The organism is Clostridiales bacterium, assembly GCA_014799665.1.
Taxonomy (GTDB): Bacteria; Bacillota; Clostridia; order Christensenellales; family Pumilibacteraceae; genus Anaerocaecibacter.
The window spans coordinates 380,167-394,028 of record JAAVHP010000012.1 but is presented as its reverse complement, the minus strand read 5'-3'; the positions used below and the strand labels follow the sequence as shown (position 1 = coordinate 394,028).

18 protein-coding genes are annotated in these 13,862 nt (G+C 51.9%); 3 read left to right on the top strand and 15 right to left on the bottom strand.

Going from position 1 to position 13,862, the window contains the following annotated elements:
• Positions 1 to 8 precede the first annotated feature (8 nt).
• From rimI to HDT28_06455, 8 genes are all read right to left on the bottom strand, one after another.
• Positions 9 to 443 carry a ribosomal protein S18-alanine N-acetyltransferase gene (rimI, locus tag HDT28_06490; protein ID MBD5132212.1) on the bottom strand — a complete coding sequence of 145 codons (435 nt, stop codon included), beginning with the start codon at positions 441 to 443 and terminating at the stop codon, positions 9 to 11.
• Positions 440 to 1,066, bottom strand: a complete 627-nt coding sequence (gene tsaB / locus HDT28_06485) for a tRNA (adenosine(37)-N6)-threonylcarbamoyltransferase complex dimerization subunit type 1 TsaB (GenBank protein MBD5132211.1) — start codon at positions 1,064 to 1,066, stop codon at positions 440 to 442. The genes rimI and tsaB overlap by 4 nt, the downstream gene beginning before the upstream one ends.
• Before the next feature lies 1 nt (position 1,067).
• Positions 1,068 to 1,466, bottom strand: coding sequence for a tRNA (adenosine(37)-N6)-threonylcarbamoyltransferase complex ATPase subunit type 1 TsaE (gene tsaE, locus HDT28_06480; protein MBD5132210.1), 399 nt, complete (start codon positions 1,464 to 1,466; stop codon positions 1,068 to 1,070).
• A 54-nt stretch (positions 1,467 to 1,520) separates the two neighbouring features.
• Positions 1,521 to 2,411 carry a phosphatase PAP2 family protein gene (locus HDT28_06475; protein ID MBD5132209.1) on the bottom strand — a complete coding sequence of 297 codons (891 nt, stop codon included), beginning with the start codon at positions 2,409 to 2,411 and terminating at the stop codon, positions 1,521 to 1,523.
• 17 nt (positions 2,412 to 2,428) lie between these two features.
• Positions 2,429 to 4,003, bottom strand: a complete 1,575-nt coding sequence (gene nadD / locus HDT28_06470; protein MBD5132208.1) for a nicotinate (nicotinamide) nucleotide adenylyltransferase — start codon at positions 4,001 to 4,003, stop codon at positions 2,429 to 2,431.
• A complete protein-coding gene (obgE, locus tag HDT28_06465; protein MBD5132207.1) occupies positions 3,993 to 5,243 on the bottom strand; it encodes a GTPase ObgE in 1,251 nt (416 codons plus the stop codon). The genes nadD and obgE overlap by 11 nt, the downstream gene beginning before the upstream one ends.
• 7 nt (positions 5,244 to 5,250) lie before the next feature.
• Complete coding sequence (gene nth / locus HDT28_06460; GenBank protein ID MBD5132206.1) at positions 5,251 to 5,871, bottom strand: endonuclease III; 621 nt, start codon at positions 5,869 to 5,871, stop codon at positions 5,251 to 5,253.
• Between the two features lie 148 nt (positions 5,872 to 6,019).
• Positions 6,020 to 6,271 (bottom strand): DUF3343 domain-containing protein, encoded by a 252-nt coding sequence (locus HDT28_06455; protein MBD5132205.1) that lies wholly within the window; start codon positions 6,269 to 6,271, stop codon positions 6,020 to 6,022.
• 106 nt (positions 6,272 to 6,377) lie between these two features.
• On the opposite strand from HDT28_06455, the gene HDT28_06450 reads away from it, so the two are divergent.
• Entirely contained in the window at positions 6,378 to 7,499 is a 1,122-nt protein-coding gene (locus HDT28_06450) for an aminotransferase class V-fold PLP-dependent enzyme (GenBank protein ID MBD5132204.1), read from the top strand.
• 16 nt (positions 7,500 to 7,515) lie between these two features.
• On the opposite strand, the gene HDT28_06445 is transcribed toward HDT28_06450, so the two are convergent.
• Positions 7,516 to 7,770: a hypothetical protein gene (locus HDT28_06445; protein ID MBD5132203.1), complete on the bottom strand. Its 255-nt coding sequence runs from the start codon at positions 7,768 to 7,770 to the stop codon at positions 7,516 to 7,518.
• Positions 7,771 to 7,832: 62 nt separating this feature from the next.
• On the opposite strand from HDT28_06445, the gene HDT28_06440 reads away from it, so the two are divergent.
• The gene (locus HDT28_06440) at positions 7,833 to 8,084 is read left to right on the top strand and encodes a hypothetical protein (protein MBD5132202.1); all 252 of its coding nucleotides are present in this window, start codon (positions 7,833 to 7,835) and stop codon (positions 8,082 to 8,084) included.
• Between the two features lie 80 nt (positions 8,085 to 8,164).
• Here the strand turns inward: HDT28_06440 and HDT28_06435 are convergent, their stop codons facing one another.
• The 6 genes from HDT28_06435 to HDT28_06410 are packed head-to-tail and all read right to left on the bottom strand — an operon-like array spanning position 8,165 to position 13,021.
• Positions 8,165 to 9,124, bottom strand: a complete 960-nt coding sequence (locus HDT28_06435) for a hypothetical protein (GenBank protein ID MBD5132201.1) — start codon at positions 9,122 to 9,124, stop codon at positions 8,165 to 8,167.
• Positions 9,121 to 9,720: a YigZ family protein gene (locus HDT28_06430; GenBank protein ID MBD5132200.1), complete on the bottom strand. Its 600-nt coding sequence runs from the start codon at positions 9,718 to 9,720 to the stop codon at positions 9,121 to 9,123. The genes HDT28_06435 and HDT28_06430 overlap by 4 nt, the downstream gene beginning before the upstream one ends.
• Entirely contained in the window at positions 9,717 to 10,931 is a 1,215-nt protein-coding gene (locus HDT28_06425) for a tyrosine--tRNA ligase (GenBank protein ID MBD5132199.1), read from the bottom strand. The genes HDT28_06430 and HDT28_06425 overlap by 4 nt, the downstream gene beginning before the upstream one ends.
• The gene (locus HDT28_06420) at positions 10,928 to 11,497 is read right to left on the bottom strand and encodes a Gx transporter family protein (GenBank protein ID MBD5132198.1); all 570 of its coding nucleotides are present in this window, start codon (positions 11,495 to 11,497) and stop codon (positions 10,928 to 10,930) included. The genes HDT28_06425 and HDT28_06420 overlap by 4 nt, the downstream gene beginning before the upstream one ends.
• Entirely contained in the window at positions 11,497 to 11,883 is a 387-nt protein-coding gene (locus HDT28_06415; protein ID MBD5132197.1) for a NusG domain II-containing protein, read from the bottom strand. The genes HDT28_06420 and HDT28_06415 overlap by 1 nt, the downstream gene beginning before the upstream one ends.
• Positions 11,873 to 13,021 carry an FAD:protein FMN transferase gene (locus HDT28_06410; protein MBD5132196.1) on the bottom strand — a complete coding sequence of 383 codons (1,149 nt, stop codon included), beginning with the start codon at positions 13,019 to 13,021 and terminating at the stop codon, positions 11,873 to 11,875. The genes HDT28_06415 and HDT28_06410 overlap by 11 nt, the downstream gene beginning before the upstream one ends.
• Before the next feature lie 82 nt (positions 13,022 to 13,103).
• Here HDT28_06410 and HDT28_06405 point away from each other — a divergent pair, with 82 nt between their 5' ends.
• Complete coding sequence (locus tag HDT28_06405) at positions 13,104 to 13,820, top strand: hypothetical protein (protein ID MBD5132195.1); 717 nt, start codon at positions 13,104 to 13,106, stop codon at positions 13,818 to 13,820.
• Positions 13,821 to 13,862 lie beyond the last annotated feature (42 nt).

The window sequence follows — 13,862 nt, the reverse complement described above, 5'->3', positions numbered from 1 at the left end:
TACCACCGTTAAAAATTAAGTCGCATTATCAGCGCGTCTTTATCTTTAACGTAGTATTTCCTTCGCCTGCCCACTTCCTCGAACCCCATAGCTTTATAGAGTCCGATTGCGGGCGTATTGTCGTCGCGAACAAGCAAGAAGACCGTGGTTACTTTCCGCTCGCGAACACACTCTATAAATTTTTCGAAAAGCCTAGTGCCTACGCCCCGCCGCCTGAACCACTCGGCGACGGCGATATTGGATATTTCGCACTCGTCTACCGTTATCTCACCAGACAGATACCCTATTACCTCGCCGCCGTCGTCAGCCACGAGAAAGCACGCGTTTTCGCTTTCTATCTCACTTACGATTTGATCTTTCGACCACGGGCAGTCGATATATGCGTTTTCGAGCTCGGCTATGCGCTCACCGTCGGCTTTTTCGGCTTTGCGAACGGTTATCACAGATCGCCCGCCCCGCGCTCAGGCTGAGCCTTTCTTATATAGAGCGGCGTGAGCTCGCGTTCGGGCTTAGCTAGGTCGATATGCGTTTCCATCGCTTTTCTCATTTCGCGCGCGGATATTCCCACCGACGGATTGGGGAATACACAACCGAGCCTGACGTCGGTCGACAGGGCGTAATCGCGGCGCTTTTTTATTATGGACGACGCCTCGTCGATCGTAACGCACCGCGCGGGTTCCACTTCCACGCCGTTCTCGTACAGCGCGATATAGCAAACGTTATTGCCCGCGTCGGCAACAGAAATTACTTTCCCGTTTATATTGTTATATGAATTAAGAAGTAGATTGTTTACACCGAAGCAGGGCTTACCCAGGCTATAACAGAACGCTTTTATAGTGGTAAGACCTATGCGCAAGCCTGTAAACGAGCCGGGACCTATGCACGCGCCGAAAACGTCTATATTCCTTATGGAAATATTCGCTTTCTTTAATAGCTCGTCGATCATAGGCATGAGCGTTTCAGACCCCGAGTTTCTAAGGTTGACGTCGAAATAGTACTCGTCGTTCGCTCTGAGCAGAACGCGCGTTCCCTCAGCGGTATTTATAAATAAGCAGTTTTTCTCCATATCAATTGCTTCCGTTGTATTCTATTGTGACTTCGCGCTTATCGCCCGCAGTCTTTTCGATAGTAATATGTACTACGTTCAGCCCGTCGAAAAGGCTTTCGATATTCTCCCACCACTCGACGGCGCACAGACATTCGTCGTTGCCTATAAAGTCGGTAAGCCCCGCGCCGACGGCTTCCTCGGCGTCCTCCAAGCGGTAGGCGTCGAAGTGGCAAAACTTGACCCTGCCGAAATACTCGTTCATTATTGTGAACGTGGGACTGACCACGGGCGCTTTTACGCCCAAGCCCTTCGCTATACCCTTACACAGCACGGTCTTGCCAGCGCCGAGCTCGCCAGTAAGCAATATCACGTCGCCGCCACTAAGCCTTTTCCCGAGCTTTTTCCCGAGCGCAAGCATACGCCGCGGCGAAGCTATTTTCTTTTTGTACGTTTGTGACATACGATCTACCGATTAAATTTTTATCGCCTTGAACAATGCGGGTGCGACAACCGACGCCCACGCCGCCATTATAAAATATCTGAAAAAGCAATACAGCATGGGGATGCTCTTAGGCAAGAACAGCTTAAAGCCGTACTGTATTCCAACCGCTACGCCCAAGCCGATAACAAGCCTTAACGCGACCTTCCACCAAACCTTGCGGTACTCGGCTATATCGTACTTAACGTAGCGCTTTTCTACGAAATACCCTATGCCGAACGCGAGGAACGCGCCAAGGCCCTTTAATATATCGCCGCCGCTCGCGGTCGACAGCATATTAAGTCCGCCGAGCACGCTCAAAATGATCACGGAAATAACTACGTTAGGTATTACGAACCATTCTTCTTTATCGCCGAACAGCGATAATAGCGCGTTGAATGCTATCGCGCAAAACACACCTACTGTAAGACCCGCGAAAACGTCTGACAAATAATGCTGACCTAAGTACATACGCGAGATCATGACAAGAAGCGTCGCCGCCGCGCATACTATCGGCACTGCGATCTGCTTTTTCCCGTACTTGATCGTGAGCAAGGTCGATATGGACGAAATGCTTTCTGTATGTCCCGACGGGAACGAGTACGTAGTTTCGGGATCGCCTATACTGTGTACTTTATCGGGGTACGCGTTAAACGGTCTTGTCCGCTTAAAACCAAGTTTAAGGAAGTTAGTCACAGCAACGCCTAGAATGTACACGTTGAAAAACCTGTACGCATAGCGCTTGTCCAATACCCAATACAGCACGACGGCAACGGCAAGGAATATCAGCTCCGTGCCAAGCTGCGTTATCGCCTGCCACATGAAGTCTGAAAAGCCGTTTTGCATATGCTGTAAGGCTTTTATAATATCGGCTTCGAAATCCAAATTGACCGCCCCCTAAATTAATCGTTGCCGTAAAGGACGATATTATGCCCGTCCGCCCACAGCCGCTCGATATTGTAGAACTCGCGCATTTTCTCTGTGAATATATGAATTATTACGCTGCCGTAGTCGAGCGCTATCCACTCGCTGTTTATGTCGCGCTTATTGGGATCTATGCCGAACTGTTTGGTCAGCCTGTCCTCTACGTAGTTCATGAGCGCCTTGACGGCGGTGGTCGAGGTTACCGAAGCAATAACGAAATAATCGGCGACTATCGTTTTTCCGTTAAGATCGATTATCTTGATATTCTTACCCTTGTGCAGATCGAGCTCTTGCGCCGAAGCGTATGCAATGTCCTTTATCTCGTCGCCCGTGCTTACGAACTTCTTTACGGGTTTTTCGGCGGGCTTTTCTTCTGCTACCGCATCGTCGTCGAATACGCGCCTGGGCATTTCGGGCGGTTCTACGCCATCACTCAACTGCTTGTATTTTTCTATCGCGGCGACGGTGAGCTCGCTGTCGCGCGCCGACGCGTCTTTATTTTTGAAGTACGCCGTTACCTCGGTAAGAATACGGCACATGGCGTAGTCTTTATTGAACTTGCAAAGATAGCGGAAGTAATACACCTCTTTGTAGTTGCGCCCCGCCTCGGTCTTGTCGGCAAGATAAACGATTTCGTCCAGAAGCGACATATCGGCGCTGCCCGTTGTGTGCGCGTATATTGCGTGCGCTATCTCGTCGGTAACACCCAGCGCGCGCTTGGCTATAAACGCGCCGACCGGCGAATGACGGGTGGGCTCGGGGAAAAGCTTGAAGTCGACCTTATCGGCATACGAGCTGCAATCGAGGGACTTGGCTATATCGTGCAGGATACACGCAACGACCGTATCGTGAACATTCGCGCCGTACAGCTTGGCAAGCTCCGCGCCGCAAACGGCAACTCCGTAGGTGTGCTCTATCCTACTATCCTTTAAGCCGTACTCGTAAAGCTTTTTAACGTACTTTACGTACGGATCGAACAGCTTGTGTTTTTTGGCGAACGCCGAAACAACGCTCGGCACGAAGCTGTTCGTTTTGCCGAACGCCGTATCGATTTTAATACGCGTCGAGCTTATATCGAGTCCTTCGAACTTGGCAATTTTAAGCTTGATCTTGCGCTTTTTGAGCGCCTTTACGATATCGGGAACTATATCGAAGCCAGGGCGCGGAACGACGAAAAACGTGACGAGCGTTTTTAGCCTGTCTATATCGCGCCACTCCGTGAGCCGCGTAAGCTCCTCGCTGCCGATGACCCAATACAGGTCGGCGGCTGTCTTCTTTTTAAAATACGCCGCGGTATCGACGCTGTAACTGACGCCTTTTTTGGCTATCTCGTAGCGGCTGACCTCGGTCTTATCAGAAGAGAACACCGTTTTGCACAGCTTATATCTAAGTGCCGCGTCGTCGCTTTCCGCCTTAAACGGCGAGGTATACGCGGGCATGACGATAACGCCGTCGAAAAGCTTTTCGAGGTTTTTGACTATATCGATATGCCCGAAGTGCGGCGGATCGAAGCTGCCGCCGAATATTGCAAGTTTTTGTACGTTATTCTTCATAGGTGAACTCCGTGTCGAGAATTCTTACTAGATCGCCGTCTTTAATACCGGCTTTTTTGAGCGCTTTCGTAACGCCGCTCATATCGAGCCTACGCTGGAAATACCTGAAACTGTCGCGGTCGTCCAAAACGACGGTACGCGCGAGCTTTTCGATAAGCGCGCCCGACAGAACATATGCACCGTCGTCCGCTCGCGTGAGCTCGAACGCCTCGGGGTCTTCCTCGTCGTATACGAACGGTTCGAACTCGATGGGCGTGGGCGGCGGAAGCGTCATGAGCTTATTGCCTATCGCGCGTTTGAGCGGTTCTAGCCCGCTGTGCGTAACGCCGCTTATGGCGAATATCTCGCCTTTTATTTGTTGCTTGAACTCGTCTATCTTTTTGGGATCGGCGCAATCGGTTTTGTTAAGGGCGATTATTTGCGGAACGTCGATCAGCTCGGGATTGTATTTATAAAGTTCGTTGTTGACCGTGTTGTAATCGTTTATCGCGTCGCCGTCCGTCGCTATATCAACAACGTGAACGATAAGCCGCGTGCGGTCTATGTGCCGCAAAAACCTGTGACCGAGCCCCGCGCCCTCCGCCGCGCCCTCGATAAGCCCGGGAATGTCCGCGACGGTGAACGAGTTATCGTCCGAGTAGCACACGCCGAGATTGGGAGAAAGGGTCGTGAACGGATAGTTCGCTATCTTGGGATTGGCGCGTGTAAGCACCGACAGCAGCGTGGACTTTCCGGCATTGGGTAGCCCAACCAAGCCGACGTCGGCTATCGTTTTGAGTTCGAGAATTACGGCGCGCTCTTTTGTAGGCTCGCCCTTCTGCGAGAAGCCCGGGGCTTGGCGGCGCGACGATTTGAACCGTGCGTTGCCCTTGCCGCCTATCCCGCCTTTCAGAACGGTCACGCAGTCGTCGGCGTAATACATATCTGCGATTATATTATTCGTTTCGGCGTCGCGGACGACCGTACCGCGCGGCACAGACAACACAAGATCCGCGCCCGTTTTGCCGTGGCGGTTCTTGCCCGAACCGTTAGAGCCGTTTTCGGCGCGGTAGTGCTTGCCGAACCTGAACTCCGATAAGGAAGTCGCGTTGGGATTGACGCGGACGATCACATTACCGCCGTCGCCGCCGTCGCCGCCGTCGGGTCCGCCGTTGGGAACGTACTTCTCTGTATAGAAGGACGTGCAACCGTCGCCGCCGTCGCCCGCTTTTATATAAATTTTTGCTTTATCTATAAACATATGTAACCTACTCTTTTCTTCCCGCGTACTCGGCGCACAGCCCGCTTACCGCGCAGTTTTCGCAATCGGGCATACGCGCGTGACAGCAGTCTCTGCCGTGGCGTATAAGCAAGAAATGGACCGAACGATAGTCTTTCGGCTCGAACACCGCGCATAGGTCTTTTTCCACGTCGTCGGGCGTTTTACCGTTCGAAAGCCCCAATCGGTGCGCCACTCTGAATACGTGCGTATCGACCGCGATAGCGGGCTTATTGAACGCGACGGACAGCATTACGTTAGCGGTCTTTCGCCCCACGCCCGCGAGCGATAACAGCTCGTCCATTGTGTCGGGCACGCGCGAATCGAATTTATCGACGAGCATACGGCAACACGCCTTGATATTCGCCGCCTTGTTTTTGTACAGCCCGCAGCTTTTGATATAGCTTTCGAGAAGGGCTATATCCATATCGGCTATGGATTCGGGCGTATTGTAGTCGCGGAACAGCTCTTTCGTAACGATATTGACGCGCTTGTCCGTGCACTGCGCGCTGAGTATTACCGCAATGAGCAGTTCGAACTCATTGCCATAGTCGAGCGCACAGGTCGCGTCGGGATATTCATTTTCGAGTTTTTCGAGCAGTTCCACGATACAGTATTTCCTTAGCGGATAGTTATACTCAATAATTATATCACATTGCAACAAAAAAGTAAACAACTTACTTTCTTTTTCGAAAGAAAGTAAGCAAAGAAAACTTACTTTTATTCTTTTAAATAAAGACAACTCAAAATTCTATTCTTCAATTCCCTGCGTTATACATGGATTTATATTCCCTGCCGTCGAATGAATAGACGGCGCGAAGTCCCATATAGTGACCGTAATTAAGTATGTTACTGCAAAGGTTGTAGTCGTTGCATTTTACCGCAAGTCCGCAGCCCGAGCCGTTCTGTATCGGCGAGTTGACGAGCTTGTATTTGCCGCCCGAGGCGGACAGCGCGTCGGCGAAGCGCATCGCGCTATTTCTCGAAGAAAATGAAAAAATGTAATCCATACGCGTTAATTTCCTCTTAAACGTTCTAAACCGCCAAAATTCGCATTTAATATAAAATGAATATCACGGTCCTATTCCGTTATATGTATCGGGAGTGTTTTCTGCCATGATTTATTTCGACAATGCCGCAACAACCATGTTCAAGCCCGAGAGCGTGATCAAAGCCAACGACTACGCGCTAAGACGACTCTGCGCGAATGCGGGGCGCGGCAGTCACGCGAGCGCGGTAAAAGCCGCTTCGATAGTTTACGAGGCGCGGAAAAAGGTGCGTAATCTCGTCGCCTGCGACGACGTGATTTTTACGTTTAACTGCACCGACGCGCTCAATACCGTTCTTTTCGGCACGGCGCGGCGCGGCGGACACGTGGTCACTACCGTTTACGAGCATAACAGCACGCTTCGTCCGTTGACCGAGCTCGGCAAGCGGATGGGCGTTGAGTTCACCGCCGTAACGCCTAATACTCACGGCATAATCGATCCCGCCGATATAGAGCGCGCCATTCGCAGAAACACGTACATGATAGCCGTTAATCAAGCCTCGAACGTGACGGGTGCGGTCGCGCCCGCCGCTTCGATCGGCGCGATTGCCAGGCGGCACGGGCTACTGTACCTTATCGACGGCGCGCAGTCGGTCGGATACCTCGACGTGGACATGAAGGAAATGGGTGCGAACTTTCTTTGCTTTTCGCCACATAAGGGCTTGCACGGACCGCAGGGCGTGGGGTGTTTATGCGTGCGCGGCAATCCCCCGCTGCACCCGTTTAGGTTCGGCGGTACGGGCACTGCGTCGCACACGCTCGAACAGCCCGCAGACCTACCCGAAGGGTTCGAGTGCGGGACTATGCCCGTTCACTCTATTTTCTCGCTCATAGCGGCGATCACGCATTTCGAGCGGACCTCGCTCGGCACAAAACGAAATCTCGCGCAATGCGGCGATACGCTGCGCGAGGAGCTGGGCAAAATAAATAAAATCAAGATATACGGCAAATACAATAATCTTCCAAACATTGTAAGCTTTAATATCGATGGGTTTAACTCGGCGGCTGTCGGCGATATTTTGAGCGAGCAATACGACGTGGCGGTGCGCTGCGGACTGCACTGCGCGCCGCTCTGTCACAAGTACCTCGGCACGCTGAATACGGGCGTTGTGCGCGCGTCGCTGTCGTATAACAACACAATGAGCGAAGTCGAGTTCTTCGTTAAAGCTATTCGAGAAATAGCCAAATAGATCCGTAAGCTTATCGTTACGAATTATTTATCATATTCACGAGCTCGTTCAGTCTGTTCCGCGATTGTTCGTCCAAACTGGGCGAAACGAAGCGCACGAAATCTTCGAGCTGTTCGGGCGAAAAGGTTCCCGCGCGCTTGGAAGCCGATACCTTTTGCATAAGCGCTTGCATTAACTCGCTTTCGCTCTTGCCCGCGTACTGCGCGGCGAACTCGTCGGCTTCGGTGCGGTAGGTGTTCTCAACGTTCTTTCTGTCTCTTATACTACGCATAATCTATTGTATGAACGAATAAACCTAATCGTGCCGATTAATAAAATTAAGGAGCTGTCGTAATGGATTTAAAACAATTGCTGCCGCTGTTTCTGAAAGGCAATCTCGGCGAAAGAGAACAAGCGTTGTTAAAGCTGACCGAAAACCCCGATCCCGCCGCGCTCACGGGGCTTATCAAGCAAATGTACGACGAACAGCAAAAAGCGCCGCGTATCGATCTGTACGCGACGCTTAAACGCATTATACCGCCCAAAACGCTCGGGCTGATAATAAAGTATTTCGACAGCCAGTCGCCGCGAAAAACATACTATTAAATCACAATCACAGATTGTTTTTTCTACTTTTTGTAATAGGACGATACATATCGTTCTTTTCGAATTTGTGATTTGATATATTAAATCATCTTATACGCAAGGCACGCGACGCGGAAAGTCATTGCGTCGTTAAAATTGCGAATGTTTAGACCTGTGAGCTTTTCTATCTTGTCTAGCCTGTAAATAAGCGTGTTGCGGTGAACGAACATACTTCGGCTGGCTTCCGAAATATTAAGCGAGTGCTTGATAAACGCGTCCGCCGCCGTCATCAGCTCTTCGTCTGCGAGCAAAACACGGTAGTTTTTATCGAGCACCGTTTTTACGTATTTTTCGAGCGACGGCGCGGACAAGCCGGACAAAGTCTTAATGAGCGCGTATTCCTTGTATGAATATATGCTGTTTTGCGGATCGAACTCCGTGCCGTTTACAAGCGCCGCTTCGGCATAGGCATAGTATTGCGGAAGCTCGAAAGTGCCGTGCGCCACGCCGCCCACACCGAGCTTGATATCGGACTTGATTTCTTCGGTAAGGTTTTCGAACAGCACAGACGCGAACTCGCCCGCCGATTGATAATCGTCGTCGCGCATGACACATTTACAAAATGCGGTCACGCCGTCTGACATTTCGGCAACGAAATCGTCCACACCCGACATGGCAGAAAGGTAATCCACGAGCGCTTTCTGCGCCGACTTGCAAAACACCGCAAAAACGTAATAATCGGACTTGCCTATCCGTATGCCCTGCGGGACCTCGCCGTCGCCGATCAAGAAAGTCTTTACAGGGTCTTCGGCGTTACGACTCGAAAAAGACTGCACGAACTCGCGCGCAAGCGCCGCGGTTATCTTTTCGCTCTCGCTGCAACCGTCTATCTCGAACGCCAGCGGTTTACCCTTGGCATTCGCCGCAAAAACGGTTACGCCGCGCTCCTCGTCGGTCACTATCTCGCCCGCGGGTGGCTCCGCATCACCTTGATAAAGCCGCGCAGTCAGTCCGCAAACCTGCTTGAGTCTATCGATTATAACGTGTTCGATACTGTTCATACTTCCTTGTACCTTTGCCCCGTTTTAACGGAAGTGGCGGTCGTTCCGCCGAGCGCACCAGACATATCGAAGCCTGCGGGAGCGAGCACCGTACAGCTCACTCCGTTATTGTACGAGATCTTTTCCACAACGCACTTCTCGCCGCGAAAAACGGCACTTAAACGCTTGTAATCGTCGTTAGTACAAGTTATCTCGTAAACGTCGGTTTGCTCGATTTTGGCAAGCCCTACGCTTTCTATGAGCTCGGCGGCGCTCTGTCTGTACGCACGCGTCAGTCCGCCTGCACCAAGCTTGATACCGCCGAAGTAGCGCACCACAGCCACGAGCGATTTTTTAGCCCCGCTCGACGCGACCGCCGAATAGATAGGCTTGCCCGCAGTGCCGCTCGGCTCGCCGTTATCGTCGTAGCCGAAGTCGTCGCCCTTTTCGTCGGCGATAAAGCCGTAGCAAACGTGCCGCGCTTCGGGGTGCTGTTTTTTGAGCGCGTCGATTATAGGCTTTACCTCGTCGCGGCTCTCGATACGGTACGAATACGCGATAAACCGCGACCGCTTGATAACAAGCTCGTACTCGCCCGTCCTTACGCACTCTGTCATTTAAGCACGACTTTGAGCTTGGTCTTTTTGCCCTTGCTCAAAACAAACTCTTTGTTGCTCGTATAGTCGGACACCTTGCCCGTTACGTTGTCGACCTTTTTATCGTCGATCTTTACGCCGCCGCCCTCAATGAGCCGACGCGCCTCGCCCTTGGACGCACAAACCTTGCACGCGACCATCATATCGAGCAAGCCCGTATCGCCGTTCGCCGAGATCTCGACGGTAGGCATTTCGGTATTCGCGCCCTCGAACGCAGCCTGCGCCTGCGACTGCGCCTCGATAGCGTCCTTTTCGCCATGAATGAGTTTAACTACCTCGTATGCAAGCCGCTTTTTGGCGTTGTTGATACGCTCGTCGCGGTGCGCGCAAAGCTCTTTGATCTCGCCGAGCTCGACGTACGTCAAAAGCCGCAAACAGTTCTCCACTTCCTCGTCACCTACGTTGCGGAAGTATTGATACATTTCGTACGGCGTGGTCTTGTTGCGGTCGAGCCACAGCGCGCCCTTTTGGGTCTTGCCCATCTTTTTGCCGTCCTTGGTTTCGAGGAGCGAGCAAGTGAGCGCGTATGCGTCTTTTCGAAGCGTGCGGCGGATAAAGTCCGCACCCGCCAAAATATTGCTCCACTGATCGTTGCCGCCCACTTCGAGCACGCAACCGTAGTCCTCGTACAACCGCAAAAAGTCATACGCCTGCATGGGCATATAGTTGAATTCCAAAAAGCTCAAACCCTTTTCGAGCCGCGTTTTGAAGCAGTCGGCGGTAAGCATTTTATTGACCGAAAGGAATGCGCCGTAATCGCGCAAAAAGTCGATATAGTTAAGCTTGCACAGCCAGTCGGCGTTATTGACGATAACCGCCGCGTTCTTGCCCTCGAAGCTTACGAACCGTTCGAGCTGCGGACGAATTTTGGCTACATTATCGGCGATCGTTTCCTTTGTCATCATTTGGCGCATATCGTTGCGGTTGGACGGATCGCCCACCATTGCGGTACCGCCGCCGACGAGGATGATCGGCTTATGCCCCGCCTTTTGCATGATAGACGCCATCATGAGCGGAATAAAATGTCCTATATGCAGGCTGTCCGCCGTGGGGTCGAACCCGCAATAAAACGTTACCGACTGCGAGCCCAAAAGCTTATACAGCTCGTCCTTGTAAACCGTTTGCTTGATAAATCCGCGGCGGTCGAGTATGTCGAAAACGTTTTCTTTCATTTTGTTATCTCCTTAGACGAATATTGCACTCCGTAAACCGAGTACGGAAGTTTCTTGACTATATAGTAAGTGAGTAAGCCCGTAAACGCTCCTGCGAGCACACCCGCCGCCATAAGAAGCGGCAAAAGCGATATCAGGTTTACGCCCGTTACGAGCGAAGCGACGACAAGCTGAACGCAGTTGAACGCCACCGCGCCGATCAGGCTTATCATAGCTATCGAGGTTTTATCGAACAACAGCTTGTACAACATGACCTCGATGGCGAGCGAAACAAGCCCTGCGGGTACGGAGTACATAAGCCCCGATACGCCGCCCGTTATGAACGCGCCGAGGAGCGTTTTTAACGCCATAACTATAAACGCGTCGGGTACGCCCATTACGATGAGAGCAAACAGCGGCGCAACGTTGCTGAGCCCGAGCTTTGCGCCGGGCGCGATCGGCATAAGCGGCGGCAAAGCGCTCTCTATATATGCTACGACGAGCGCCACGGCGACCGAGAACGCCAATAGCGTTATGCGGTGGGAGTCAAGCGCGCCTTTTCGGGTTTTCGGGAGAAGCGTTTTCATCAACCCACCTCCCAATCGAGATCGTCGCCTTTGTTCCCGCCGACTATCGTCACGACCACACCGTTCGGCAAACACACTATCGACTGCCCCGCACGCGAGATGCGCCCCGTATGCTCGCAAACCTTATCGGCGCAGTCCGCGTCGGTCACCCACACGTACCCGCCGTCGATATGCACCGTAAGGCAGTCGAGCTCGATATCCGCTTTATCGGTTATCGAAAGCGTTTTCTCGTACCCGTCCGCCGTTATCCTGACGGTGGCGACGGGCGCGCGGTAACTAAGCCACGCCGAAAGCCCGATAATGACCGCTATTATCACGACGAGCACGACGTCGAGCAAGGTAAACGGCTTAGAACGTTTGATCTTCTTTACGGCTTCAACGTTCATAGTACGCGTACTCCGTAAAGCCGTCGTAAACCTCGGGCTTGTATAGCGGTATCTCACCGATAATTGTATACCTTTTTTCGGTAAATATCAACCCTTTATGCCCTGTTTTTTGCAAAAGCTCGCTGCCCGCTTCAAGCCCGAGCGCGGCGACCGCCGTACTGAGCGCGTCGCAAAGTGCACTACTAGATCCTACTACCGTCGCGGAAATCACCCATTCGTCGGTTTGAACCAAAACTCCGTCCCTTTGCTCCACGCCGATAGGCATACCATTCGGCGAAATTATATGCGGGATATACACAGTACCGCCGTCGATATCCGCAGTGCGGTAGCGCATATAGTCGCCGCTTGTCACCGCCGAAACATCACCGGGTAGCGACACCGCCGCCACGTAACCGCGCGAAAGTCCGCCGCGCGGGCGCGGATTTGTTACGCCTACCGACCAGTCGCCTTCCTTACCCGCCGAAACGTTTTTACCGTAAAAATACGCGTTGCCCGAAATATCGATAAGCGCCGAACGGACGTCGTATTTATCGAGTATTTCCACGCATTTATCCACGGCGTAACCTTTGGCGATACCGCCGAAATCGAGCTTGACTTCTCCGTCGGTCTTAGTCAAATAGTACCGCCCGTCCTCCTCGCTCGCCGTCACCGTGCGCGGATCGCAATGCGCTTGCGCCTGCTCTATTTCGTGCTGTGTAGGAATAGCCGAAAAACCGGTAGCGCCGCTATTTTGCCTGTTAAAACCGCTGTTTACGCCCCACAACGCGGTGAGCGGCGTTATTGCACAGTTAAACGCACCGTTCGTCAGCGCGTAATATTCGAGCGAAAGATAAAACAAATCATAAGTGTATTCGCCCACTTGAACGCGTTCGTCAGCGCCTGCGGCGTTGAATCTAGAAAGGTCGCTGTCGGCGTTCGAAAGCGAAACCTGTTTATCGATGTCGTTCAAGAGCTCCGTCATGCGCGAGTGCGCGTAGCTCGCGCGTCCGCCCATGATCTGCGCCGAAAAAATAATATCATCCGAAAACACGCGAGCGTTCTCGAACACGGTATATCCCGCCGCCGTACAACCGACGAGCGTAAAACACAGCATGACCGCCGCAACTAAAATATAAAGAATTTTGCGCAAAATCTTCACTCAAAGATTATATCACAAGACAATAATTTTTGCAATTGTATATCTTGATTTATAAAGTTAAATAGTGTATAATAGCTTTGGCATGATTATTCTAAACGAAAAGTTCATACGCCAACATACGGGGCTGAACGTTAGAGTGGTAAACGAATGCGAGTCCACCTTTGACGAGATCGGGCGGAACGACGCGATCATTGCGCTTAAACAAACACACGGCGTGGGGCGCGGCGACCATACCTTCTTTTGTCCGGACGGCGGCATTTATATGGTTATGCGCGTGCAAGGCTTACATATCGACGCGCACTCTTTAACGACCACCGTCGGGCTTGCCGTACACGACGCCATTCGCGTTATACTAGGCTTGAATACCAAGCTCAAATGGGTAAACGACGTGCTGTATTTCGGGAAAAAGGTCGTAGGCATACTGTGCAAAAGCCCGCGAAAAGCCGAGTATCTCATAGGCATAGGCATTAACTATTCGACCGATTTAGCGGAGTTCGAAAAAGCCGATCTTGCGAATATAGCCACTTCCCTGCAAGCCCCCGAAAACCGCGCCAGCGCTTTCGTAACGGGACTTATAAACTGCATTAAGCGCGCAATAGTAGTCGGATTTGACAGCACGCGATATAACAATCTTTGTATTAATATCGGCAAAACGGTGGAATTCAACCACGACGGCATTCGCGTTCGCGGTTATGCCGAACAAGTCGGGTTGGACGGCTCGCTCATAGTACGTATAGGCTCTGCAACCGTCGCGGTGGACGCGGGCGAGGTTTCCATAATACGCGAAGTGGAAGATTAAATAGCGAAACAATTTACGCAAATAAAAACGACGGAGCTTATA

What these genes read in the sequence shown, in the direction of transcription:
- tsaB (MBD5132211.1), bottom strand. Translation starts at nt 1,066, where the DNA reads ATGGAGAAAAACTGCTTATTTATAAATACCGCTGAGGGAACGCGCGTT.
- tsaE (MBD5132210.1), bottom strand. Translation starts at nt 1,466, where the DNA reads ATGCTTGCGCTCGGGAAAAAGCTCGGGAAAAGGCTTAGTGGCGGCGAC.
- nadD (MBD5132208.1), bottom strand. Translation starts at nt 4,003, where the DNA reads ATGAAGAATAACGTACAAAAACTTGCAATATTCGGCGGCAGCTTCGAT.
- obgE (MBD5132207.1), bottom strand. Translation starts at nt 5,243, where the DNA reads ATGTTTATAGATAAAGCAAAAATTTATATAAAAGCGGGCGACGGCGGC.
- HDT28_06455 (MBD5132205.1), bottom strand. Translation starts at nt 6,271, where the DNA reads ATGGATTACATTTTTTCATTTTCTTCGAGAAATAGCGCGATGCGCTTC.
- HDT28_06450 (MBD5132204.1), top strand. Translation starts at nt 6,378, where the DNA reads ATGATTTATTTCGACAATGCCGCAACAACCATGTTCAAGCCCGAGAGC.
- HDT28_06445 (MBD5132203.1), bottom strand. Translation starts at nt 7,770, where the DNA reads ATGCGTAGTATAAGAGACAGAAAGAACGTTGAGAACACCTACCGCACC.
- HDT28_06440 (MBD5132202.1), top strand. Translation starts at nt 7,833, where the DNA reads ATGGATTTAAAACAATTGCTGCCGCTGTTTCTGAAAGGCAATCTCGGC.
- HDT28_06435 (MBD5132201.1), bottom strand. Translation starts at nt 9,124, where the DNA reads ATGAACAGTATCGAACACGTTATAATCGATAGACTCAAGCAGGTTTGC.
- HDT28_06430 (MBD5132200.1), bottom strand. Translation starts at nt 9,720, where the DNA reads ATGACAGAGTGCGTAAGGACGGGCGAGTACGAGCTTGTTATCAAGCGG.
- HDT28_06425 (MBD5132199.1), bottom strand. Translation starts at nt 10,931, where the DNA reads ATGAAAGAAAACGTTTTCGACATACTCGACCGCCGCGGATTTATCAAG.
- HDT28_06420 (MBD5132198.1), bottom strand. Translation starts at nt 11,497, where the DNA reads ATGAAAACGCTTCTCCCGAAAACCCGAAAAGGCGCGCTTGACTCCCAC.
- HDT28_06415 (MBD5132197.1), bottom strand. Translation starts at nt 11,883, where the DNA reads ATGAACGTTGAAGCCGTAAAGAAGATCAAACGTTCTAAGCCGTTTACC.
- HDT28_06405 (MBD5132195.1), top strand. Translation starts at nt 13,104, where the DNA reads ATGATTATTCTAAACGAAAAGTTCATACGCCAACATACGGGGCTGAAC.